The organism is Methylicorpusculum oleiharenae, from assembly GCF_009828925.2.
Classification (GTDB): Bacteria; Pseudomonadota; Gammaproteobacteria; order Methylococcales; family Methylomonadaceae; genus Methylicorpusculum; species Methylicorpusculum oleiharenae.
The window spans coordinates 1,404,994-1,426,676 of sequence record NZ_WUTY02000001.1; the positions used below are offsets into that span (position 1 = coordinate 1,404,994).

Genomic DNA, 21,683 nt, shown 5'->3' on the forward strand with positions numbered 1-21,683 from the left:
AATTATTGGTTTTATAAGATAATCTTCATTTTATTTTAACAAGGAAATTCAAATTGACAGCCTGGTTTTTTCTATTTGCGGCCGGTTTTGCCGAAATCATCTTCGTATTGAGCTTAAAATTCAGCATGGGTTTTACAAAGCTGATACCCAGTTTAATGACGCTCGTTTTTGGAGCGGGAAGTTTTTATTTGTTAACGGTTGCGATTAAAACGCTACCTTTGGGAACCGCTTATGCTGTTTGGACCGGCATGGGACTCGTCGGTGTTGCCATACTGGGGATAGTCCTTTTTAAGGAATCTGCGGATGTTCCCAGGCTCATTTCACTGGTATTGGTGCTCGCAGGTATTGTGGGTCTTAAATTAACGGATATCTCTCACTAATTTATGCTGCATTTGGTTTTTGAAACTTCTCATGAGCCGATTATTTTCGAAAGAGTCGATAAAGGGGATGCTGTTGTGTTTATGGGTATGTCGGTACAAAGGCTGATAAGTCAGGCTTTTAAGGCAAAAATCAAAGGATTGAGTAACGAAATAAAATTGTATGCGTTACAAGATGCGTTGCTGATACACGGCATTCACCGCTCCGAATTTCCAGATAACATCAAAATTATCGGCTACCCCGATTTGATCCGCTTAACGACCGTCAATGAGGTGATTCATTCATGGTCCTGATCGTACAGGGGGTGTCCCTTGAGACGACGGATCAAGGATTTTTGATGGATATGACTCAGTGGAACGAGGATGTGGCGAACCAACTGGCTCAACTGGATAACATTGAATTAACGCCCGAGCATTGGGAAATTTTAGGGTTTATCAGGGATTACTATCGCCGTTACAAGCATTTGCCTAATGCGCGCATGTTTGCTAAGGCCATAGCAAAGCAGTTAGGTGAACAAAAAGGTAATAGCCGTTACTTACACCGGCTATTCCCGGACGGGCCATTGAAATATGCTTGCAAACTGGCAGGTTTGCCGAAACCGCCTACCTGTTTGTAGTGTCAGCCTTCTTTAAATTTATGAATAAGACGCCGCTCCTTTTTATTGGGTTTATGCGGTCTGTCGTAATGGGGAAGCAGCGATTGCTCTTCTTTTTGTTGAATAATAAGAGCCTGACGGCGGCTTTTGCTTTCTTCTGTTTCCTCATAGAGCAATGAGGCTTCCGGTGCAGGACGTCTTTGGTTGTTAAGGTTTTTTACGACAATATCCCAGCGGTATTGATCTTTCATTATTTCCAGTCGAACCCCCACGCCAATCTCCTTGCCAGGCTTGGCCCGTTGATTGTTCAGGTGCACTTTCCCACCGGCTATGGCTTCTGCAGCCAGTTTGCGGGTTTTAAAAAAACGAGCAGCCCAAAGCCATTTATCAAGCCTGATTGAGGTGAGGGCTTCCATTTACTGGGATGCTAGCCAGGCTTGGTAGCCGCCGGCAAGACTCACAGCTTTCTCGTAGCCCATCTTAAGCAGATTTTCAGTGGCCAGCGCAGCACGTCCGCCCGTCTGACAATAAACCAGGATGTCTGCATCATGTTTGTTTTTGAAATCCGGGTGATTTTCAATTCTAAATTCCAAAATGCCTCTAGGGATATTGATGGCGTCAGGCAAGGCGCCGTTAATAAATTCGGCCGGTGTTCTGACATCCAAAACAATGAATTTGGATAATTCCTTTTTGGCAGTGGGTACATCAATTTCAGTGATGTTTTGTTTGGCGGCGGCAACTAGGTCCATAGCAGTCAATTTCATCAATAAGTCTCCTTCCAAAAGACTGCAATGTTAACAATAATCCTGATTTATTAACCAGGATTTTTTAGACTGAGTCGCTTTAAGATGACGCCGAAGCTAGCAAAAATTTGCCCGCCTAGTCAGTTTACAATGAGGTAGAATCCCACTTTTGGTTTAACGATAGGACGGTTACTGTGAATTTAGAGAAAGTTATTTTCGGTTTCTTCATTGTTATGTCGTTAACCTTAAATTTTGGCTTTTTTCTCGGGGAGATCAATAATCCAGATCATCACAATGTTATGGAATTGTTTGTTGTGATTGTGGTTAACTTCATTGCAACGGTTTTAAAACTGGGTGATCGATCTCAAATTGGCGCGGTATTGTTGTCCACCAGTCTGGTTGCCGATCTCGAGTTGATTGCGGCGGCCACCTATTGGACTGTCGTTGTCCATGTCACCGAAACCGGCATTACACCGGATGTGATGGTCACCATTATTTCGCTAAGCGGCGGCGCGTTGTTAGCCAATGTTATTTCGGTTGTAATCCTGGTCTCAGAGACACTGATGTCGCGGCTTTAAATTACTGTTTCACCGAGGTTGTCATGGCTGAATCTATTGATTTGAACCGGGTTAGCTTCATCGTGATGCGTGAAATGCGTAGCCCGATTATCGCTTTAATTGTGGTTTATGCAGTCTCTATTCTCGTCATGGTTTCTATTCCGGGTCCCGTCATTGATGGTAAAACGCATAACATGAGCATATTTCATGCACTTTACTTCATGACTTATACCGCGACGACTACCGGATTTGGCGAGATTCCCTATGAGTTTAATAATGCCCAACGGTTTTGGGCAATGGCTTGTCTGTATGTCAGCGTTATTACCTGGTTTTATGCAATAGGCAGCATTGTCCGTTTATTTCAAAATCCTTTTTTTGTCAGAGCTCTGGAAGAGCGGCAATTTACGAAAGCGGTCAAGCGCATTTCCGGACCGTTTTTTATAGTCTGCGGATTTGGCGATACAGGCAGTCTGTTGGCTCGCGGGCTCAGTGATCACTGCTTTCCCTCCGTAATCATTGATGATAATGAAGAGCGGATTAAGGCGCTCAAACTGCGCGATTACCGCGTTGCCATGTCCGGATTTTGTGCTGATGCCAGTGTGCCGAAGCATCTTTTGGAAGCCGGTGTTCAGCATCCCAATTGCAAAGCCGTAGTGGCTGTTACGAATTGTGAGGAGACCAATTTAAAAATTGCAGCGTTGGCGCGGTTGCTGAATCCCGAAATTGGTATTATTGCCATGTCCAAGGTCGAAGTTTTTGAAGAAACCTTGGCAACTTTGGGCGGTGAAGTGCATGTGGTCGATCCGTTTAAAACCTTTGCCAAAGTGTTGGGTTCTGCACTTAAACACCCCGAATACTCCGGTCTTAACCGGTGGTTGGCCAAAGAGCCGGGCGCAAGTTTGAACAAATTTTGCGCACCGCCAATCGGACATTGGATCATTTGCGGTTACGGCAGAATGGGCCATGAAGTTCATCGCGTGCTGACCCGGCACGGGATTGATACGACCGTTATCGATCCTCATGAAGCCACCGATACCGAATCACCTAGCCAATACATCGTGGGTAGAACGACGGCGAAAACCCTGGTGAAAGCAAGAGTTGATCAGGCCGTTGGGATTCTGGCTGGAACCGATGATGATGGCCATAATCTGGGTATCTTGTTAAATGCCAGAAATCTTAATCCCGGTTTATTTTCATTGGTCCGGCAGAATCGGCATGAGAACCGGCTTGCTTTTGCCGCTGCCAATATTGATTTGATCATGCAGCCAACGATGGTAACTGCCAGACGCATACTTTTTCTGTTGATTGCCCCTTTATTGAAACCTTTTTTTGCCTATCTTGTGGCTGATGAGCCCGATCGCCAGCAAGAATTACTAGCCGTTATCCATCGGCTTAATGACAAAATTGGGACTAGGCAGCCGCATCTGCAAACTATCTTCATTAATGAGACTTACAGTCATGCTGCCTTTAAGTTTTTGACAGGCGGAAACTCGCTGAGATTGGGTCATCTAATCAGGCATCCTGCTGATTTAACCAAACAACTGCCTATTGTTGTTTTGATTATCAAATCCGGTGATACTCTAATTCAACTGCCTTCAGATGATTATTTGATTAAATCGGACGATCAAATACTCCTGTGCGGAACGCATCCGGCTGTGAGGCTATTGAATGCGACACTTAATAATGAGTACACTCTGGCGTATGTGCAAAGTGGTGAAATCTTACCTCGAGGTTATGTTATGCAGTGGTTTGCACGCAGACAGCTGTTTACGATTTAAAGTTGAGAATGAATTAAAACAGGATATGGAATTAGTTAGGGGTATTGATAATCAAAAAACCGGTTTGTTGTATATTTGGCAGCGAATCATTTAAAAACTTTGCCATCAGTCCATAAGCATTTATACTTTGCGACTTTTTGCCACGCTTCCAACACTATGAAAATCAACGCAATCTATCCCGGAACATTTGACCCGGTTACTAATGGTCATCTGGATTTGATTGCCAGAGCGGCCAAGCTTTACGACCAGGTCATCGTTGCTGTTGCCGAAAACAATAACAAATCACCTTTATTTTCCATTGAAGAGCGCGTCGCTCTGGCTCGTGAAGTTACTTGCGATTTTGCCAATGTGAATGTTATCGGATTTGACAACCTGCTCGTGGATTGTGCCAAGGAGCAAGGTGCTCACGTTATTTTACGGGGCTTGCGGGCGGTATCTGATTTTGAGTACGAATTTCAGCTGGCCGGCATGAACCGGAGGCTTTCTCCCGATCTGGAAACAGTTTTTCTAACACCCGCCGAACAATATGAATTTATTTCATCCAGTATGATCAGAGAGATTGCGAGATTGAAAGGCAATGTCTCGAGTTTTGTACCTGATGTTGTTTTAAACGGTTTAATCAAAAAATTTAGTTAGAATTATGGCCCTTATTATTCAAGACGAATGCATTAATTGTGATGTGTGTGAGCCTGAGTGCCCCAATGGTGCTATTTCTCAGGGCGAAGATATTTATGTAATTGACCCACTTCTGTGTACAGAGTGTGTCGGTCATCATGGTCTGCCCCAGTGTATCGAGGTGTGCCCGGTTGACTGTATCGATAAAGATCCCCTGCATGTCGAAAGTCACGATAGCTTGTATCAAAAATATCTGAAGCTCACCCGTTAACCAACAATTCCCAGTTTGAACTTCTATGTAGCTTTGGGGGTTGGCGTAACCCTTGCGAGGAACGCCATAAACCGATCCATGGGGGCTTGATGGCAGCATCCCTGCTGTCGACATCCCCGCAAAGCTTACGCCTTCCCCCCTTTTTATCATCAAATTGGGAATTGCTGCCCGTAAATAAATTGACGCTTGCAGAAAACGATCTTATGGCAAGGCTTTCCTAATGAAGACGGGTTATTGGCAATTGTTACTGTGATCAAGCCAATCCAGACTTTCCAGTGTCGATGAGACGGGTCTGTATTCGGCGCCTACCCAACCGGAATAACCGGACTCTGATATGGCGGAAAAAACCTCGATAAAATCGATGTCTCCGGTGCCGGGCTGTCCGCGGCCCGGACAATCGGCAAATTGAATATGACCAATTTTATTGCCGTTCAGACGAATGAATCCGGCCACATTTTCCCCCATACGCTGCATATGATAAATATCGTATTGCATGAACAGATCGGGCTGGCCGAGTTCATCCATAATCTCCAGCATCTGTTTCCCGCTGTGGATGATAAATCCGGGCATGTCGTAGGTGTTGATGGCTTCAAAGACCGTTTTAACACCCAGTGGTGCAAAAGTCGTTACGGCGAGTGACAAATTGCTTTTGAAGATGCTCAGGTAAGTGTCGATGCGGTCGGAATCATGGCAACAGCCGGGTAAGACATTGACGGCTTCGGGCTTTAAAATGTTGATGTACTCGACTGTTTGAGCTAAAGCCTGCTTGAATGCCTGCGCTTTTTCCGGAACGGCAGCCAACCCCTCTCCGCCTTGCAGAAAATCGCCGGCCGCAACGTTAAACAGAATCAGTTTTAAACCGTTATTGACCAGTTCGGCTTGAAGGGTTTCCGGTGTTTCTTCGTAAGGAAACTGGATTTCTACGGCTGAAAAACCGCTGTTCTTCGCCGCTTTGAAGCGTTGAAGCAATGGCAGTTCTGTGAAAAGCAGGCTTAAATTGGCGGTAAATTGCATCAATGCTGGCTGTAAAGCTTAATGAGCGTTGACGGATCTTGATTCAGAAAACCATGGCTGCCGTGCAGTTGCATCAACTGTGCTGCCAGGCCTGACATCGGTGTGGCATGACCTTGTCTGGATGCAATATCAATTGCCATGTTAAGGTCTTTTAACAGGGTTTTAACCCGCCATTTTATCGGCTCGAAGGTCTCGTTTGCCATCTCCGGTCCGACGATCTGCAAGGGTTTTGAATCGGCAAAACCACCGGCCAACGCTTCTGGAATCCGGGCGGCATCAACGCCTGCCGATTTGGCCAAAGCGATCATTTCAGCGATGACCAGTACGTTGCAACTGACGATCATTTGATTACAGATTTTGGTCACTTGACCGCTGCCTGTTTCACCCATGTGGGTGAGTTGCTGATACAGCGGCTTCAACACTTCGCGAACTATTGCTACCGCCTCGTTACTGCCGCCCGCCATAATTGCCAGACTGCCTTGCTCAGCCCCTGCAACGCCGCCGGATACCGGCGCATCGACCCACTGCATGCCGCAATAGTGTTCGACACGCGAAGCGAGTTCGCGTGTTGTTTCAGGGTGTATACTGGACAAATCAATAATCAGTTGACCTTGCCGTCCGCAGGGAAGAATGTGCTGATTTACGATTGTTTCTACAACGGCGGTATCAGCAAGACATAAGATGATGATATCGGATGCCTCGATTAACGCGCCGCTGTCAGTAAATGCAACAGCGCCTGCCTCGACGACAGGGGTCAGTTTTTCCGGAGTGCGATTCCAGACATTGACTTTAAAACCGGCATTTAATAAACGTAAGGTGAGCGGTTTGCCCATGAGACCAATGCCGATAAAGCCCAGTGTATATTTTTGTTGGGGCATGACTATCTATCCTGAGGAATACGGAAGTCTTAAAAATTTGAGCTACGAGAGTCAGTTCTCTGTGATGTAATAAACAAATCATATCATTCATTTTATCAACTGTACGGCTGATAAAAGGTCAGGTTTCAGGAGCCGATGCGACATGCTCGAAAAAAAGATATTACTGAATATTACTCCTTTCATACTTAAAAATCGTTCGACTTTATTTAAAGGTGCGGGAGTGTTTGTCGAAGACTGCCGTGAACCTGTTCATGGGGGCTTGGCGGCAGCATCCCTGCTGCCGACATCCTTGCCAAACACCTCGCACTTTCTGAAAATCAGACGTTTTTTCTATCAGATAGGAGGTGGCTTGTTAGCTTCTGCTGTCCCGCAAAGCCGGACGGTAAAAACACGGTTTACCGTAAAAACCTATGGCCTTATTTTTGCTATTTTTGGGTTTATCGTTTTGGGCTGGCAGCCTTTTGCTTACGCCCAGGCTTCAAATCTGGCGATAGCGAGCGCACATCCTCTGGCAACACAGGCCGGAAGGGACGTGATCGATCAAGGAGGCAATGCGTTTGATGCGGCGGTTGCAGTCAGTGCTGCATTGGCAGTTGTTGAACCCTCGGGTTCGGGCTTGGGCGGCGGCGGTTTCTGGTTGTTGCATAGAGCACGTGACGGCTTTGAAACGATGCTGGACGGGCGTGAAAAAGCACCTTTGGCAGCGCATAAAGCAATGTTTCTGAATAAAGACAGCAAAGTAATACTAGGCCTGTCTATCACTGGAGCCCTTTCGGCAGGTATTCCGGGGGTGCCCGCCGCATTGGCGCATTTGGCGGAACATTATGGTCAACTGCCTTTATCTGAATCTTTAAAACCCGCTATACGTTATGCACGGGAAGGTTTTCCGGTCGGTGATAAATACCGCAAATTGGTGACGTTTAGGCTTAAGGAATTACAAACATCAGAAACGGCAGCGGCAATTTTTCTAGATGGCGGCCAAGTGCCTAAAAAAGGCTGGATTTTAAAACAGCCGGAACTGGCGTATACCTTGGAGCGATTGGCGCAATTTGGCAGAGATGGATTTTATTCCGGCGTAGTTGCAGAAAAATTACTTCAATCAGTCAAATCCAGTGGCGGTATTTGGCAGCAAGAAGACCTGAATAACTACCGGGTCATTGAGCGTGCTCCAGTGAGAGGCCGTTTTCATGGTCTACGCATTACCAGTGCTTCATTGCCGTCATCGGGCGGAATAGGGCTCATCGAGTCGTTAAATATTCTAAGTGAATACGATTTGGCCAAGCCCGATTCGACGACGAGAAAGCATTTGATTGTTGAAGCGATGCGGCGCAGTTACAGGGATAGGGCCATGTATTTGGGGGACCCTGATTTTATCGATGTGCCGGTTGCTCGATTGATCAATCCTGACTATGCTGCGGGGCTCAGGGTTTCGCTCAGACCGGATAAAGCCTTGGCCAGCAGCCTGCTTGCCGGAGAAATGAGCGGCCAATCGGGCGGCGACAATACCACACATTTTTCAATTATGGATACAGAAGGCAATCGCGTGGCTGCAACCCTCAGCATCAATTACCCTTTCGGTGCAGCTTTTGTGGCGGATGGAACCGGCGTGTTGCTGAATGATGAAATGGATGATTTTGTCAGTTTGCCGGGCGCCATGAATGTCTATGGTCTGGTGGGAGGCGCGGCCAATGCCATAGAGCCCGGCAAACGGATGTTGTCGAGTATGGCGCCTTCATTTGTCGAGGACGAGCATAAAGTGGCTGTGATAGGCACGCCGGGCGGGAGCCGCATCATTTCCATGGTGTTGCTGGCGGTACTGGATATTGCGGAAGGTAAAGGGCCTCAATCGTGGGTCAGCGTCCCCCGCTTTCATCACCAATATTTGCCGGATGTCATTCAATATGAAGCGGGTGGGTTGAGTCTGACTGAAATAGAAGGCTTGACCCGGCTAGGGCATGCGGTTAAGCAAGCACCTTATCAATATGGAGACATGCAGGTCGTGCAATTTGATAAAGCTACCCGGCAATTTGATGCAGCCAGCGACCCGCGTGGCGAGGGTTTGTCTTTGACACGTAACGAATGAGCCGGATTTTAGCTGATTCCGAAGTGGATCTGTGGCGGGTGCCTCTGGAGGCAACTGATATTGCCAATCCTTATTATGAGTCGATTCTGGATGAAGCTCAGCGCGCCAACCTGCTAAATTTTAAGCAGCCGAGTCTCAGGGCAAACTATGTACAAATGCAGGCCAAGCGGCGGCAAATTTTGGCGCAGTATTTGGACGAAGCACCCGCCGCTCTTAAATTCGCCAAAGGACAATACGGCAAACCTTTTTTGATCAACGATCCGGAACTGGCGTTCAATGTATCGCATTCGGCTAATTGTTTGGTCGTTGCGGTATCCCGGAATTGTGACATAGGCGTGGATGTAGAAGCGATCAAGCCCAGAAATAATCTGCAGGGCTTGGCTAGTCGGTGTTTTGCAGCAGAAGAGCAGACTTATTGGCAGGCGTTAAACCAGGATCAGCAGTTGATTGGGTTTTACCGGCTATGGACGGCTAAGGAAGCGTTTGTCAAAGCGGTAGGGCGAGGCATTGCGTTAGGTCTTGATCGTTGTGTCATTGATACGCGACAGCCGTTTCAGTGGTTACGCTTACCGGTTCAATACGCCCCCGCTTTTCAATGGCAGATCGCCGCTGTTGATTTGGCAGATCAACAGGTTTGTTGTTCATTGGTTCATAATAAGCAGCACGTTATTCTCAATATTAGGCAATGGTTATGATAAGTCTTAATTTCAGACAAGTATTAATCCCACGTTTTTCAGGAAGCCTTATCCCTCTTGTGACTTTGGTGTTCGTTTTGGTTTTTAAATGCGCCTCCGCAGAAGGCTATAAACCGGCCCCGCTGGGGCAAGGGCTTGTAAACTTTGGAACACAGGGGCGTTTGCTGGAAGTGGAAGTGGCCGCCAGCGAAGAAGCCAGGGCCAGAGGATTGATGTTCAGGGATGATCTGGAGGCGGATAAAGGCATGTTGTTTGTATTTTCTGACGATCAGCTGCGCGGTGTTTGGATGAAAAACACGTTGTTGCCGCTGGATATTTTGTTTATTTCCTCAGCGGGCAGAGTCGTTTCGCTGCTGCCTCATGTATCCCCGTGTGTCAATGAAGACTGTGATGTCTATGATTCCGGTCTTCCCGCGCGTTATATGCTGGAGGTTAATGCCGGCTATGCCGAACGCTGGAATATCAGGCAAGGTGATCCTGTGAGGGTAACCATTAAACAATAATTAGCGCTGACGCCGCTAAGGCATGAGGGTGTCAGGGATTTTTGGGGCTTATGAGAGAGACTGACAGGTTAACTATGACAGTATCAACGGCACTTCCCGTGCCTGTTGGTCAATGATCCTGAAGCCACGCATTTCGAGAACGCCTTTGGTATTCAGCGAAATGATCAAATTGAGAGTATCCGGATAAGCCGACATCGCCAAATCAGTTGCAGACGGTTGCGCTGGCGCTTTGGGATGAGAATGATAAATGGCAAACAATTCCCCGCCTTTTTCTCGTATGTTCTGCATGGCATTAATTTGCTGCCCCGGTTCCATAAGGAATTTATCGGCAGGGTGTTCTGCCGCATTGGCAATGGGGTAACATTGATGGGCTATGCCCTGGTGGCTGCTGATAAGACCGCATATTTCGGAATCTGGGGAAAGCTGCGCCAAATGCAGCAGCTGGTTGGTTATTTTTCGTGGAATGGCAATTTCTAAGAGTTGCATAGTTTTAAAACCTTATAAAGTGAAGTGTGCCGGTGATTAAGACTGCCGTTGTCCATAAGTCACCCGGGGATGGCCCGATAAGTCCCGGTAAGTTTGTATATTTTGGTAATGAAATTCACGAAAAATAGCCTGAACTTCATTTTGCTGATTGTATCCATGCTCGATCAGTAAATGGCCTTGCGGTTGCAGATGACTTAAGGCTTTACCGGCAATCGCTTCGATATCATCGAGTCCGCGGTTAGCGGCGATCAATGCATTTTGAGGCTCAAATCTTACGTCTCCAGTCAAAAGATGCGGGTCTTCCGGGGCAATATAAGGCGGATTGCTGACAACAAGATCAAATGAGTGGCCTTTTATCTGATCGAACCAATGACTTTGGATGAAAGTAATGTTTTCAGCCTTGTGGGACCGGGCATTAATTTGGGCTACTTTCAATGCGCTGCTACTGTTATCGACTGCCGTGACCTCAATCAAAGGTTTTTCCGCAGCAAGCGTAATCGCGATAATGCCGGAGCCGGTGCCCAGATCAATGACCTTGAACGCTGAGGTCTGAGGGATCAAGGTTAGTGCCACTTCGATCAACAATTCAGTTTCGGGTCTGGGTATCAATACGTCAGGGTTGACGGCGAAATCTCGTGACCAGAACTCACGTTGACCTGTCAGATAAGCGATCGGTGTCCCTTCGCTTCGCTTATGAATCAGGTGATCAAAGCAACAGGCTTGTTCGCCGCTCACTTCGCGTTCCGGCCAGGCTTTAAGATAAGAGCGATTTTTACCTAGGGCCAAACTTAACAGGATTTCCGCCTCAAGCTGCGGTGAATCCACTTCTGGTTGCAGTGTTTGTAAGCCCTTGAGTAGTAGATTTTTTATCGTAAGCATGCGCGGCTTATTCTTCGCCCAGTTGCGTTAACAGCTTGGCTTGGTGTTCGTTAATCAAAGGCTCTATGACTTGTTCCATCGAACCTTGCATAATTTCATCGAGCTTATAGAGCGTCAAATTGATCCTATGGTCGGTCATGCGGCCTTGAGGAAAGTTGTAGGTGCGTATGCGTTCTGAACGATCGCCGCTGCCCACTTGCAGTTTTCGGTTTTGAGCTTGCTCTGATTGCAGTTTTTCCTGCTCGGCGGCCAGTAAACGTGACTGCAGCAGCGACATGGCTCGGGCGCGATTTTTATGTTGGGAGCGTTCGTCCTGGCATTCGACGACAACGCCGCTGGGGATATGGGTAATCCGTATAGCCGATTCCGTCTTATTGATGTGCTGACCGCCTGCGCCAGAGGAGCGGTATGTGTCTACGCGTAAATCGGCCGGGTTGATATCGATAGCATCAACTTCTTCAGCTTCGGGCATCACCGCAACAGTACATGCGGAGGTATGCACCCGGCCTTGCGATTCGGTTTCCGGAACCCGCTGAACGCGGTGTGCGCCGGATTCAAATTTTAATTGTGAGTAGACATCCTGTCCTGAAACGCGCAATACGATCTCTTTGTAACCGCCATGATCTCCGGGGCTTTCGCTGATCGATTCGGTTTTCCAGCCTTTTTTTTCTGCAAAACGCTGATACATGCGGGCCAGATCGCCAGAAAAAATGGCGGCTTCATCGCCCCCCGTTCCGGCTCGTATTTCAAGGTAAATGTTGCGATTGTCATTGGGGTCTTTGGGCAACAACAGAATTTGCAGCTCTTGCTCTATAGCAGCTTGTTGTTTATCAATGGCGGATATTTCTTCTTTAGCCATTTCCCGTAACTCAGGGTCGCTGTCTTTGGCCATTTCATGAGCAGATTCCAGGTCAGCCAATGTCTGTTCGAAATTCTTATAGCAATCAACAATGGGTTTGATCTGGGAGTATTCCTGGCTGAGTGCGCGAAATTTATTTTGATTGCTTTGGGTTTCGGGTTGAGCGAGAAGGGCGGTAATTTCGTCAAAGCGTTCGCTGAGACTGTCTAGGCGGTGTGCTATGGATGGTTTCATTGAGTTGAGGATAATTTAAAAATTTCACGCGCGGCCGCGATCAGATCGTGCCTTTCGTTAGCTCCCGCTTCTCTGATTTGGGTGCTGGGCGTGTGAATGAGTTTATTGGTCAGGCTATGGGCCAGACGATTGAGTGCTTCTTCAGCAGAGAGGCCGTTATTAAGCATTTTAAGGGTTTTGGTTAGGGCTTCGTCACGTATTGATTCTGCCTGTACACGATAATCCCTGATCGTGTTTTGCGCGCCTTGGGCCCTTAGCCAGTACAAAAAATGCTCGACTTCCGTATCGATGATTTCTTCAGCCTGCAGCGCTGCTCGGCGGCGGTTGTCCATATTTTGGTCAATAGTATTCTGGAGATCATCGACGGTGTAAAGATAAACGTCTTTCAATTGTTCCACTTCTGCTTCGATATCTCGGGGGACAGCAAGGTCGACCATGAACATGGGTTTGTGTTTGCGCTTTTTGATCGCGCTTTCCACGCTCCCTTTGCCCAGGATAGGTAGTTGACTGGCGGTGGACGATACAACGATGTCGGCTTCGGCCAAATGCGTAGGGAGTTCTGTTAATGAAATGGCATAGCCGTTAAATCGACTTGCCAGTGCGTGGGCTTTGTCAAAAGTACGGTTTGCGATAATGATTCTACCGATGCCTTGTTGGCTAAGATGACGTGCTGTTAATTCTATTGTCTCTCCGGCGCCTATTAAAATAGCGGTTTGTTCACTGAGTTTGTCAAAAATCTGCTGCGCAAGTTGAACGGCTGCAAATGCAATCGATACCGGGCTTGATCCGATGGCCGTATCTGTCCTGACCTTTTTGGCGGCTGAAAAGGTGTATTGAAATAACTTGCCCAGGTATTTGCCAAGCGTGCCGGCTTCTGATGCTGCCTGGTAAGCTGTTTTCATTTGCCCCAGAATTTGAGGTTCGCCCAGGACCATGGAGTCAAGTCCGCATGCGACGCGGAACATATGACGAATTAGCTGGCTGTCCTGGTGGGTGTATAAATAGGGGGCGAAATCGGCTGATTGTATGTTTCGATTATCTGCAACCCAATCGATTAATATTTGTTTGTTTTCTATGGGGGATTCGCAATAAAATTCAGTGCGGTTGCAGGTCGATAATATGGCCGCTTCGGAAATGCCATTTAATCGCCATAAATCCTGTAATGATGATTCCAGAATATCGGCAGGAAAAGCCAATCGCTCGCGAATTGAAACCGGCGCTGTATTGTAATTGATTCCAACGGCTAGCAGTGTCATGAGTCAAAAGTATCAGAGTCTTAATGATTAATGGATACGGACTGAACTTAGCTTTATCAGATGCGTCTCAGCGGTTACAAGCATAAGCCCATTGGCCAGGTAATTCTAAATATATGGGCTTAGAGCGGTATTTTAAAGAAATGTTGCGCGTTTATCCAAACGTTATAAATCAACTGTCAAGTTTGATCGCGTTTTCTGTTAATCTATTATGTAGATGTTGTCTTGAAAAATCATAGGATATTTGTGTGTTGATCAATAAGTTGCTTCCACTGCTGATGCTTGTTTATTTAAATGGCTGTTCGTCATTGTCAGAAAAAAATGGCACTGATTCGGAGGCTGCGGTTGGGGAAAACGGAATTACTCCCGAGCTCGATGCTTCAAAAACTGCGATTGATCCTGATGTTATGTATATGCTGCTCGCGGCCGAAATTGCTGGGCAAAGAGAGCAATTCGATGTGGCGCTGGAAGGTTATCTTGAAGCGGCAAAGCGTGTAAAAGACGTTAGGCTGGCGGAGAGAGCGGCAAAAATAGCACTCTACACTAAAAATACAGATAAGGCGGAAGAAGCGGTTGAATTATGGCTAAAGCAAGAGCCCAATAATTTAACGGCCAGGAAAATTTCTTTGCTTGCAGCGCTGAGAAAGGAAGATAAAAAAACGGCTGTCGCAGATGCGCTGGAAATTCTTGAAAAAGACCCTGAAGGCTTTGAAGGGACACTCATGGAGCTTTTTAAGGCTTTAGGCCCTAAAGCAAATGCTGCATTTATATATGATGTCATGGAAGAAGTCGCCATTCAGCAACCTGATCAGGCCGCTGTTTATTTTGTACAGTCAATGTTGGCTATGCAGTTGAACAGTCATGTGTTGGCCGAGCAAAAGATAAAAAAAGCGTTGGATATTAACCCTGAATGGGACAAGGCTCTATTGTTGGAGGCTCAAATTGCAGTCATGTCAAATGACGTTGAGAAAGCCAAAAGCCTGCTCGCCAAACTGAGCAAGAAAGACTCTGAAAACGTCAAAGTCAGAAAATTACTGGCACAGTTGCTGATTAAATCTTCAGATTACGAAGGCGCCGGGCAGATTTATCGTGAAATTATCGATATCAGTCCTGATGATGTTGAATCAAAGTTTTCTTTGGCTTTGGTTTATCTGCAATTGGAACAGGATGAAAAGGCTTCGGGAGTATTTAAAGAATTGGTTTTGGTTCCTGAATTACAAGATCAGGCCAGTTTTTACCTCGGCCGGATAGCCGTTAGAGCAGAGCGCAATGAGGAGGGGTTGGTTTGGTTTGATAAGGTAGCCAGCGGTCCTTTTAGTTTTGATGCCCGAATTGCGGCCATATCGCTTTTGATAAAGCAGGGCCAATTTGATTCGGCAAGTAAGCGCCTGGAAGGGTTGCCGGTAAAAACTACCGAGCAGAAGGTGCGTGGCATATTGGTGAAATCTGAGCTCTATAATGAGCAGAAGCGTTACGAAGAAGCCTTTCAGATGCTGAATGACGCCATACAGGAAATGCCTGAGCAAAAGGAGTTGCTATATACCCGGGCACTGGTTGCTGAGCGAATGGGGAAGCTGGATATTCTTGAGCTGGATTTGAAAAGAATTTTAGTGAATCATCCTGATGATGTGAGTGCGTTAAATGCCTTGGGATATACGCTTGCGGATCAAACTACCCGGTACGTAGAAGCTCAGCAATATCTTGAAAAAGCATTGAGTTTGCAACCTGACGAGGCGGTTATTCTTGATAGTTACGGATGGCTGCAGTTCAAGCTGAATAATTTGACTAAAGCATTAGAGTATTTGGAAAAGGCTTATGCGTTACAGCCGGAAAATGAAATTGCCGCTCATTTGATTGAGGTTCTTTGGGAATTAGGGAGAAAAAAAGAGGCAATCCGTCTTTTTGACCAGACGATTAAAAATGCACCGGACGATGAATATCTGCTTGATTTTAAAAAACGAGTGTTAGATGGTCGGTGATTGCCTGAGACTGGTTTCAAAGTGCGTTGAGCGAACCATAATTTTAGTATTTCTTATCCAGTTAGTTGGTTGTACTCTGGACACAGTAAAGGATACGTCGGATTTTGCACTTTCAGATAGAAGTGCTGCAGAAAAGTTAAACAATTGGAATTTTGAAGGGCGAATCGCGGTAATTTTAAAAGATGATTCATGGTCCGGTTCCCTTAATTGGGTGCAGAGCAGTGAGCTGGGGATCATTAAAATCTCAGGCCCCTTAGGGCAAGGTGGCTTGGAGATCAAGGTCAAGGCCGGCAATCTGAGTATTAATGACGGCGAGAGTATCGTTGAATATTCGGACCAAGATGAGGAATCGATTGTTAATGAGCTGGGCTTTTATGTGCCGATAAGGTCATTGGTCTATTGGGTGAGAGGCTTGGCAGATCCTGATATTGATTTGATTGAGATTGACCAAGGTTTTATGCAAAGTGGATGGCAGGTTCTTTTTAAAGCTATGCAGGAAACAGAGGTGGGCTTGATGCCCCATAAAGTATTTTTAACCAATGAGTCTGTTAGGCTTAAGTTGATTGTGGATCAGTGGGTTATAAATGAGTGATATAGCTATTTTAGCTAGTAAGTGGGAAATGCGCTGGCCAGCGCCGGCCAAGTTAAATTTGATGTTGCGGATTGTTGGTCGCAGGACCGATGGATATCACTTATTGCAAACAGTTTTTCATTTTGTGGATCTTTGTGACTGGATTATTTTTACTCCCAGATCCGACGGTGAGGTCAGGTTAAAAAACACATTGCCTGACGTTGCTGAGGAAGAGGATCTTACGGTCAGGGCGGCAAAATTACTTAAAAATGAAACCGGTTTCACAGGTGGCGTAACTATTGATGTGGAAAAAAATCTGCCTATGGGTGGTGGCTTAGGCGGCGGCAGTTCAGATGCGGCAACCACTTTGGTTGTTTTGAATCACCTTTGGGAATTGGGGTTGAGCAAAGAAAAGCTGATGCAGTTGGGTCTTCAGCTCGGAGCTGATGTGCCGGTGTTTGTTTTCGGAAAAAGTGCCTGGGCTGAAGGTGTAGGAGAGGTGCTGTCTGAAATAACGATCCCGGAATCCTGGTACGTTATTCTCAAGCCGGATTGTCATGTCAACACGAGAGAAATATTTATATCAAAAGATTTGACAAGAGACAGTAAATCTATCAATATAAGCGACTTTCTTGCTGGGCAATACAACAACGATTGTCTGGGAATAGTTCGTAAGCTCTATCCTTCAGTGGGTGTGTCTTTGCGCGATCTGTCTGAGTTTTCTGAAGGCAGGCTGACAGGGACTGGTGCATGTGTTTTTGCTCAATTTGAATCTGAAGCCAAGGCAGCGGAAGCCTGTTTAGCGTTAAAAGATAAGTGGCAAGTGTATCTTGCAAAAGGATTGAACAGTTCTCCATTGTACTTGAGTCTTAACGAATAAAGACAGCAAGTATTATCAAAATATAAATGGGCCGTCGCCAAGCGGTAAGGCACGGGGTTTTGATCTCCGCATACCAAGGTTCGAATCCTTGCGGCCCAGCCATATTGTCTATCATCAATTATCAAAGTTGGGAGTGCCGGAATGAGTGATGCATCGTTAATGGTGTTTTCCGGGAATGCCAATAGAGCTTTAGCGGAAGGAATCGTTAAAAAGCTCAGTATGCGTCTAGGAATGGCTACGGTAGGCAGGTTCAGTGATGGAGAGGTTGCAGTCGAGGTAGAGGAAAACGTAAGAGGTAAGGATGTTTTTGTCATTCAGCCAACCTGCTCCCCGACAAATGAAAATTTGATGGAGCTGCTGGTTATGATTGATGCTTTTAAGAGAGCGTCAGCATGCAGAATTACTGCTGTTATGCCTTACTACGGTTACGCCAGGCAGGATAGGCGATCACGATCTGCGCGAGTACCGATCAGTGCAAAACTGGTCGCAAAAATGATTGGTGAAGCTGGGGCAGACAGAGTGTTAACTGTGGATTTGCATGCAGATCAAATACAGGGATTTTTTGATATTCCGGTCGATAATGTTTATTCGTCACCCTTGCTTTTAGGGGATGTGTGGCGTCAAAAATATAAAGATTTAATTGTAGTATCGCCAGATGTCGGTGGAGTAGTCAGGGCCAGAGCGCTAGCTAAACGCCTTGACGATGCGGATTTGGCAATTATCGACAAGCGTCGTCCAAAGGCAAACGTGTCGGAGATTATGCATATCATTGGTGATGTGGATGGTCGGACCTGTGTTCTGATTGACGATTTGGTGGATACGGCAGGCACATTGTGCCATGCCGCTGATGCCCTGAAAAAAAATGGTGCGGTAAAAGTAGTGGCATATTGCACTCACGCCGTATTGTCAGGGCCGGCAGTAAGTAATATAAGAAATTCAGTGCTTGATGAATTGGTCGTAACCGATACTATTCCTTTGAGTCGTGAAGCAGAGGAAACAGGTAAGATTCGTCAATTGAGTGTTGCAGAGATGTTGGCAGAGACTATTCGGCGCATTGCTGTAGGTGAGTCGGTCAGCTCGCTCTATGTTGATTAATTAATTTTTAGATATCAATGCGTTTTGAGCGCAAGTTTGGAGAAAAAAATGTCTAGCGTATTTGAATTCGTTGCAGAGCCCCGTGCATTGTCGGGAACATCAGCTGCCAGATCGGTGCGGAGAAAAGATAGGGTTCCTGCAATACTATACGGTGGAACGGAATCTCCTGTGATGATTACGCTGAGTCATAACGAGGTAAGAAAGCATCTTGAGCATGAGGCGGTTTATTCTCATGTGCTGGATATTTCTGTAGGCGGCATTAAAGAAAAAGCAGTGCTTAAAGCAGTGCAAAGGCACCCTGCAAAGCCCAAAATTCTTCATCTGGATTTTTTAAGAGTCAGTGCAAACGAAAAGATTAAAATGCACGTACCTATTCATTTTATTAATGAAGATAAGTCTGTAGGTGCCAAACAAGGCGGGGTCGTTATGCATAGCATGGTTGATCTTGAAGTTATGTGCTTGCCTGAAAATCTGCCTGAGTTCATTGAAGTCGATTTGAAAGATCTGAATGTGGGTGAGTCATTGCATGTCTCGCAAATTGCTGCACCGAAAGGCGTAGAATTTGTAGCGCTTTCTCATGCTGGTGATCATGATTCTGATGTGTCGGTTGTGACAATAATACCGCCGACTGTATCTGATTCAGGCGCCGCTTAGGATTGGTACAAAGTTTTAATAAACGTTGACAATTGCTGAATAAATTGAAATAATTGGCGACTTTCCGGTTACGGAGGGGTTCCCGAGCGGCCAAAGGGATCAGACTGTAAATCTGCCGGCTCTGCCTTCGGAGGTTCGAATCCTCCCCCCTCCACCATCATTGAAGCAACAAAGGTACGCGGGTGTAGTTCAATGGTAGAACTCCAGCCTTCCAAGCTGGTCGCGTGGGTTCGATTCCCATCACCCGCTCCATATGCAACCCGATTTGAGGCCCATATAGCTCAGCAGGTAGAGCACTTCCTTGGTAAGGAAGAGGTCACCGGTTCAAATCCGGTTATGGGCTCCAGTAAGTTTTGAATTAAGAGTTTAATATTGCTCAGGAATGAAAAATGTCCAAAGAAAAATTTGAACGTAAAAAACCCCATGTAAACGTAGGAACCATTGGTCACGTCGATCATGGCAAGACGACCTTAACGGCGGCATTGACGAAAGTCATGGCGGATTTGCGTGGAGGCACCTTCAAAGCCTACGATCAGATTGATAATGCACCTGAAGAGCGTGAACGGGGTATTACCATTGCGACAGCACACGTCGAATACGAATCAGAAGCACGTCATTATGCACACGTAGATTGCCCAGGACATGCTGACTATGTCAAAAACATGATTACCGGTGCTGCGCAGATGGATGGCGCGATTCTGGTCTGTTCAGCAGCTGATGGTCCAATGCCTCAAACCAGAGAGCATATCTTGTTGGCCAGACAGGTAGGTGTGCCCTACATCGTGGTTTATCTCAATAAAGCCGACATGGTTGACGATGCCGAGTTGGTTGAGCTGGTTGAGATGGAAGTCAGAGAGCTGTTGGATATGTACGAATTTCCAGGAGACGATACACCGTTGATCGTCGGTTCAGCCTTGAAAGCCTTGGAAGGCGATACCAGTGAAATCGGCATTCCTTCAATAATCAAATTGGTAGAGGCCTTAGATACTTACATACCCGAGCCAGAACGCGCAATCGATCAGCCGTTCCTGATGCCAATCGAAGACGTATTTTCTATTTCAGGCCGCGGAACCGTGGTTACCGGCAGAATAGAGCGCGGAATCATCAAAGTAGGTCAAGAAATAGAAATCGTAGGTATTAGACCTACCACGACAACGACCTGTACCGGTGTTGAAATGTTCCGCAAATTGCTGGATCAAGGTCAAGCAGGCGACAACGTGGGGGTGTTATTAAGAGGCACGAAAAGAGACGATGTAGAGCGTGGTCAAGTATTGGCACATAAAAACACCATCAAGCCGCACTCGCATTTCAATTCAGAAATCTACGTATTATCGAAAGATGAAGGAGGACGTCATACGCCCTTCTTTAACGGTTACCGTCCGCAGTTCTATTTCAGAACCACCGACGTAACTGGCGCAGTGCAGTTACCAGAAGGTGTAGAAATGGTAATGCCCGGCGATAATATCACCGTAGAAATCAAACTAATAGCACCGATCGCTATGGAAGATGGATTGCGTTTTGCAATTCGTGAAGGTGGACGCACAGTGGGTGCGGGTGTCGTTGCTTCAATCATCGAGTAACGAATAAAAAGAATCATAAGTTTTATTTTTCTGCATAGGTCAGTAGCTCAATTGGCAGAGCGGCGGTCTCCAAAACCGCAGGTTGGGGGTTCGATTCCCTCCTGGCCTGCCAGGCAGAAGAAAATAAAAATATAAACAACCAAATATAATAATGAATACACAAGTTGAACCAAACGCATCCTCGATGGGCGATGTTGTAAAGCAAGTAGCGTCCCTTGTGTTTGTGATTGCAGGTTTGGCGGCTTTTTATTATTTCTCTAGCTTCCCTTTACTTTACCGTGTATTAGGTTTGGTCGCGGTGGTGGTATTGGCATTAGGCTTAATGCTGACTACAACAATTGGGAAAGGTGTTTGGGCATTTATGTTGGAGTCCAAGCAAGAAGTAAGAAAAGTAGTTTGGCCTAACAGACAAGAAACAATAAGAACAACACTGCTTGTTTTTGCTATGGTTTTTATAGTTGGACTTATTTTGTGGGTCCTCGACATGTTTTTATTTTGGGGTATACGTCTTTTGACTGGACAAGGAGTCTAGTTAATGGCTTTGCGATGGTATGTTGTTCATGCTTACTCCAACTTTGAAAATAAAGTTAAGGAAGCCCTTGAGGAAAGAATTAAAAGAGAAGGATTAGGCGATTATTTCGGCAAGATTCTCGTTCCAACAGAGGAAATTGTTGAAATGAAGATGGGCCAACAAAGAAAAAGCGAGAGGAAGTTTTTTCCTGGGTACGTACTGGTGCAAATGGAACTGACAGATGAAACCTGGCATATGGTAAGGGATGTGCCTAGAGTGCTTGGGTTTATTGGTGGAACTTCGGACAGGCCGGCTCCTATCACCGATAAAGAAGCAATGGCAATCCTAAACAGAGTCGAAGAAGGCGTGAATAAGCCGCGGCCCAAGATTCTATTTGAAGCTGGTGAAGTGATCAGGGTAAATGACGGGCCTTTCAAAGACTTTAATGGAACGATTGAAGAAGTCAATTACGAAAAAAACAGATTAAGAATATCAGTCCTGATATTTGGTAGATCTACACCGGTTGAATTGGACTTCAATCAGGTAGAGAAAATTTAAGCAGGCTGAAAAAATAAAATCTCGTGCGTGCATA

26 protein-coding genes and 5 tRNA genes are annotated in these 21,683 nt (G+C 46.1%); 23 read left to right on the top strand and 8 right to left on the bottom strand.

The annotated features are described in order from the left end of the window. Nucleotides 1-53: 53 nt before the first annotated feature. The 3 genes from GO003_RS06500 to GO003_RS06510 are packed head-to-tail and all read left to right on the top strand — an operon-like array spanning nucleotide 54 to nucleotide 994. Nucleotides 54-380 carry a DMT family transporter gene (locus GO003_RS06500; protein WP_159655432.1) on the top strand — a complete coding sequence of 109 codons (327 nt, stop codon included), beginning with the start codon at nucleotides 54-56 and terminating at the stop codon, nucleotides 378-380. 3 nt (nucleotides 381-383) lie between these two features. Continuing rightward, nucleotides 384-671 carry a DsrH/TusB family sulfur metabolism protein gene (locus tag GO003_RS06505; protein WP_159655430.1) on the top strand — a complete coding sequence of 96 codons (288 nt, stop codon included), beginning with the start codon at nucleotides 384-386 and terminating at the stop codon, nucleotides 669-671. Next, nucleotides 662-994: a TusE/DsrC/DsvC family sulfur relay protein gene (locus tag GO003_RS06510; protein WP_159655428.1), complete on the top strand. Its 333-nt coding sequence runs from the start codon at nucleotides 662-664 to the stop codon at nucleotides 992-994. The genes GO003_RS06505 and GO003_RS06510 overlap by 10 nt, the downstream gene beginning before the upstream one ends. A gap of 2 nt (nucleotides 995-996) precedes the next feature. Here the strand turns inward: GO003_RS06510 and GO003_RS06515 are convergent, their stop codons facing one another. Next, on the bottom strand, nucleotides 997-1,389 hold the full coding sequence (locus GO003_RS06515) for an RNA-binding S4 domain-containing protein (RefSeq protein ID WP_159655426.1): 393 nt from the start codon (nucleotides 1,387-1,389) through the stop codon (nucleotides 997-999). After that, nucleotides 1,390-1,737 carry a rhodanese-like domain-containing protein gene (locus GO003_RS06520; protein ID WP_159655424.1) on the bottom strand — a complete coding sequence of 116 codons (348 nt, stop codon included), beginning with the start codon at nucleotides 1,735-1,737 and terminating at the stop codon, nucleotides 1,390-1,392. Nucleotides 1,738-1,910: 173 nt separating this feature from the next. On the opposite strand from GO003_RS06520, the gene GO003_RS06525 reads away from it, so the two are divergent. The 4 genes from GO003_RS06525 (at nucleotide 1,911) to GO003_RS06540 (ending at nucleotide 4,937) form a co-directional block, all read left to right on the top strand. Beyond that, the gene (locus GO003_RS06525; RefSeq protein WP_159655422.1) at nucleotides 1,911-2,294 is read left to right on the top strand and encodes a DUF6394 family protein; all 384 of its coding nucleotides are present in this window, start codon (nucleotides 1,911-1,913) and stop codon (nucleotides 2,292-2,294) included. Nucleotides 2,295-2,317: 23 nt separating this feature from the next. Beyond that, nucleotides 2,318-4,051 carry a potassium channel family protein gene (locus GO003_RS06530; RefSeq protein WP_159655420.1) on the top strand — a complete coding sequence of 578 codons (1,734 nt, stop codon included), beginning with the start codon at nucleotides 2,318-2,320 and terminating at the stop codon, nucleotides 4,049-4,051. Between the two features lie 156 nt (nucleotides 4,052-4,207). Continuing rightward, a complete protein-coding gene (gene coaD / locus GO003_RS06535; protein WP_159655418.1) occupies nucleotides 4,208-4,687 on the top strand; it encodes a pantetheine-phosphate adenylyltransferase in 480 nt (159 codons plus the stop codon). Between the two features lie 4 nt (nucleotides 4,688-4,691). Then, entirely contained in the window at nucleotides 4,692-4,937 is a 246-nt protein-coding gene (locus GO003_RS06540) for a YfhL family 4Fe-4S dicluster ferredoxin (RefSeq protein WP_159655416.1), read from the top strand. Nucleotides 4,938-5,168: 231 nt separating this feature from the next. Here the strand turns inward: GO003_RS06540 and GO003_RS06545 are convergent, their stop codons facing one another. Both GO003_RS06545 and GO003_RS06550 read right to left on the bottom strand, forming a co-directional pair. Then, complete coding sequence (locus GO003_RS06545; RefSeq protein WP_331001625.1) at nucleotides 5,169-5,951, bottom strand: hydroxypyruvate isomerase family protein; 783 nt, start codon at nucleotides 5,949-5,951, stop codon at nucleotides 5,169-5,171. Next, nucleotides 5,951-6,829 carry an NAD(P)-dependent oxidoreductase gene (locus GO003_RS06550; protein WP_231088849.1) on the bottom strand — a complete coding sequence of 293 codons (879 nt, stop codon included), beginning with the start codon at nucleotides 6,827-6,829 and terminating at the stop codon, nucleotides 5,951-5,953. Before GO003_RS06550 ends, GO003_RS06545 begins: the two co-directional genes overlap by 1 nt. Nucleotides 6,830-6,971: 142 nt before the next feature. On the opposite strand from GO003_RS06550, the gene ggt reads away from it, so the two are divergent. Genes ggt through GO003_RS06565 form a run of 3 tightly spaced genes read left to right on the top strand, consistent with a single transcriptional unit; the run spans nucleotide 6,972 to nucleotide 10,110 of the window. Then, complete coding sequence (ggt, locus tag GO003_RS06555; protein ID WP_159653065.1) at nucleotides 6,972-8,912, top strand: gamma-glutamyltransferase; 1,941 nt, start codon at nucleotides 6,972-6,974, stop codon at nucleotides 8,910-8,912. Then, entirely contained in the window at nucleotides 8,909-9,607 is a 699-nt protein-coding gene (locus GO003_RS06560) for a 4'-phosphopantetheinyl transferase family protein (RefSeq protein ID WP_159653063.1), read from the top strand. Before ggt ends, GO003_RS06560 begins: the two co-directional genes overlap by 4 nt. Further along, the gene (locus GO003_RS06565; protein ID WP_159653061.1) at nucleotides 9,604-10,110 is read left to right on the top strand and encodes a DUF192 domain-containing protein; all 507 of its coding nucleotides are present in this window, start codon (nucleotides 9,604-9,606) and stop codon (nucleotides 10,108-10,110) included. Before GO003_RS06560 ends, GO003_RS06565 begins: the two co-directional genes overlap by 4 nt. A 72-nt stretch (nucleotides 10,111-10,182) precedes the next feature. On the opposite strand, the gene GO003_RS06570 is transcribed toward GO003_RS06565, so the two are convergent. The 4 genes from GO003_RS06570 to hemA are packed head-to-tail and all read right to left on the bottom strand — an operon-like array spanning nucleotide 10,183 to nucleotide 13,824. Then, the gene (locus tag GO003_RS06570; protein WP_159653059.1) at nucleotides 10,183-10,596 is read right to left on the bottom strand and encodes a Mov34/MPN/PAD-1 family protein; all 414 of its coding nucleotides are present in this window, start codon (nucleotides 10,594-10,596) and stop codon (nucleotides 10,183-10,185) included. Between the two features lie 36 nt (nucleotides 10,597-10,632). Next, nucleotides 10,633-11,475 (bottom strand): peptide chain release factor N(5)-glutamine methyltransferase, encoded by an 843-nt coding sequence (gene prmC / locus GO003_RS06575; protein WP_159653057.1) that lies wholly within the window; start codon nucleotides 11,473-11,475, stop codon nucleotides 10,633-10,635. 7 nt (nucleotides 11,476-11,482) lie between these two features. After that, a complete protein-coding gene (gene prfA / locus GO003_RS06580; protein ID WP_159653055.1) occupies nucleotides 11,483-12,568 on the bottom strand; it encodes a peptide chain release factor 1 in 1,086 nt (361 codons plus the stop codon). Beyond that, nucleotides 12,565-13,824, bottom strand: coding sequence for a glutamyl-tRNA reductase (hemA, locus tag GO003_RS06585; RefSeq protein ID WP_159653053.1), 1,260 nt, complete (start codon nucleotides 13,822-13,824; stop codon nucleotides 12,565-12,567). Before hemA ends, prfA begins: the two co-directional genes overlap by 4 nt. Nucleotides 13,825-14,069: 245 nt before the next feature. Here hemA and GO003_RS06590 point away from each other — a divergent pair, with 245 nt between their 5' ends. The 13 genes from GO003_RS06590 to nusG all read left to right on the top strand — a co-directional run bounded on the left by GO003_RS06590 (nucleotide 14,070) and on the right by nusG (nucleotide 21,649). Then, entirely contained in the window at nucleotides 14,070-15,800 is a 1,731-nt protein-coding gene (locus GO003_RS06590; RefSeq protein ID WP_164505704.1) for a tetratricopeptide repeat protein, read from the top strand. Beyond that, nucleotides 15,790-16,392 (top strand): lipoprotein insertase outer membrane protein LolB, encoded by a 603-nt coding sequence (gene lolB, locus GO003_RS06595; protein WP_159653051.1) that lies wholly within the window; start codon nucleotides 15,790-15,792, stop codon nucleotides 16,390-16,392. Before GO003_RS06590 ends, lolB begins: the two co-directional genes overlap by 11 nt. Further along, a complete protein-coding gene (gene ispE / locus GO003_RS06600) occupies nucleotides 16,385-17,251 on the top strand; it encodes a 4-(cytidine 5'-diphospho)-2-C-methyl-D-erythritol kinase (RefSeq protein WP_159653049.1) in 867 nt (288 codons plus the stop codon). The genes lolB and ispE overlap by 8 nt, the downstream gene beginning before the upstream one ends. Nucleotides 17,252-17,278: 27 nt before the next feature. Then, nucleotides 17,279-17,353: transfer RNA gene (locus GO003_RS06605), tRNA-Gln, on the top strand. 39 nt (nucleotides 17,354-17,392) lie between these two features. Next, nucleotides 17,393-18,346, top strand: coding sequence for a ribose-phosphate diphosphokinase (locus GO003_RS06610; RefSeq protein WP_159653047.1), 954 nt, complete (start codon nucleotides 17,393-17,395; stop codon nucleotides 18,344-18,346). Nucleotides 18,347-18,394: 48 nt separating this feature from the next. Then, nucleotides 18,395-19,000, top strand: a complete 606-nt coding sequence (locus tag GO003_RS06615; protein WP_159653045.1) for a 50S ribosomal protein L25/general stress protein Ctc — start codon at nucleotides 18,395-18,397, stop codon at nucleotides 18,998-19,000. A gap of 72 nt (nucleotides 19,001-19,072) precedes the next feature. Continuing rightward, nucleotides 19,073-19,157: transfer RNA gene (locus GO003_RS06620), tRNA-Tyr, on the top strand. Nucleotides 19,158-19,178: 21 nt separating this feature from the next. Next, nucleotides 19,179-19,252, top strand: a tRNA-Gly gene (locus GO003_RS06625). A gap of 18 nt (nucleotides 19,253-19,270) precedes the next feature. Beyond that, nucleotides 19,271-19,346: transfer RNA gene (locus GO003_RS06630), tRNA-Thr, on the top strand. Nucleotides 19,347-19,389: 43 nt separating this feature from the next. Further along, entirely contained in the window at nucleotides 19,390-20,580 is a 1,191-nt protein-coding gene (gene tuf / locus GO003_RS06635) for an elongation factor Tu (protein WP_159658989.1), read from the top strand. Nucleotides 20,581-20,616: 36 nt separating this feature from the next. Continuing rightward, a tRNA-Trp gene (locus GO003_RS06640) sits at nucleotides 20,617-20,692 on the top strand. A gap of 39 nt (nucleotides 20,693-20,731) precedes the next feature. Then, entirely contained in the window at nucleotides 20,732-21,112 is a 381-nt protein-coding gene (secE, locus tag GO003_RS06645; protein WP_159658999.1) for a preprotein translocase subunit SecE, read from the top strand. 3 nt (nucleotides 21,113-21,115) lie between these two features. Beyond that, complete coding sequence (nusG, locus tag GO003_RS06650) at nucleotides 21,116-21,649, top strand: transcription termination/antitermination protein NusG (protein WP_159658998.1); 534 nt, start codon at nucleotides 21,116-21,118, stop codon at nucleotides 21,647-21,649. The last annotated feature ends 34 nt before the right edge of the window (nucleotides 21,650-21,683 follow it).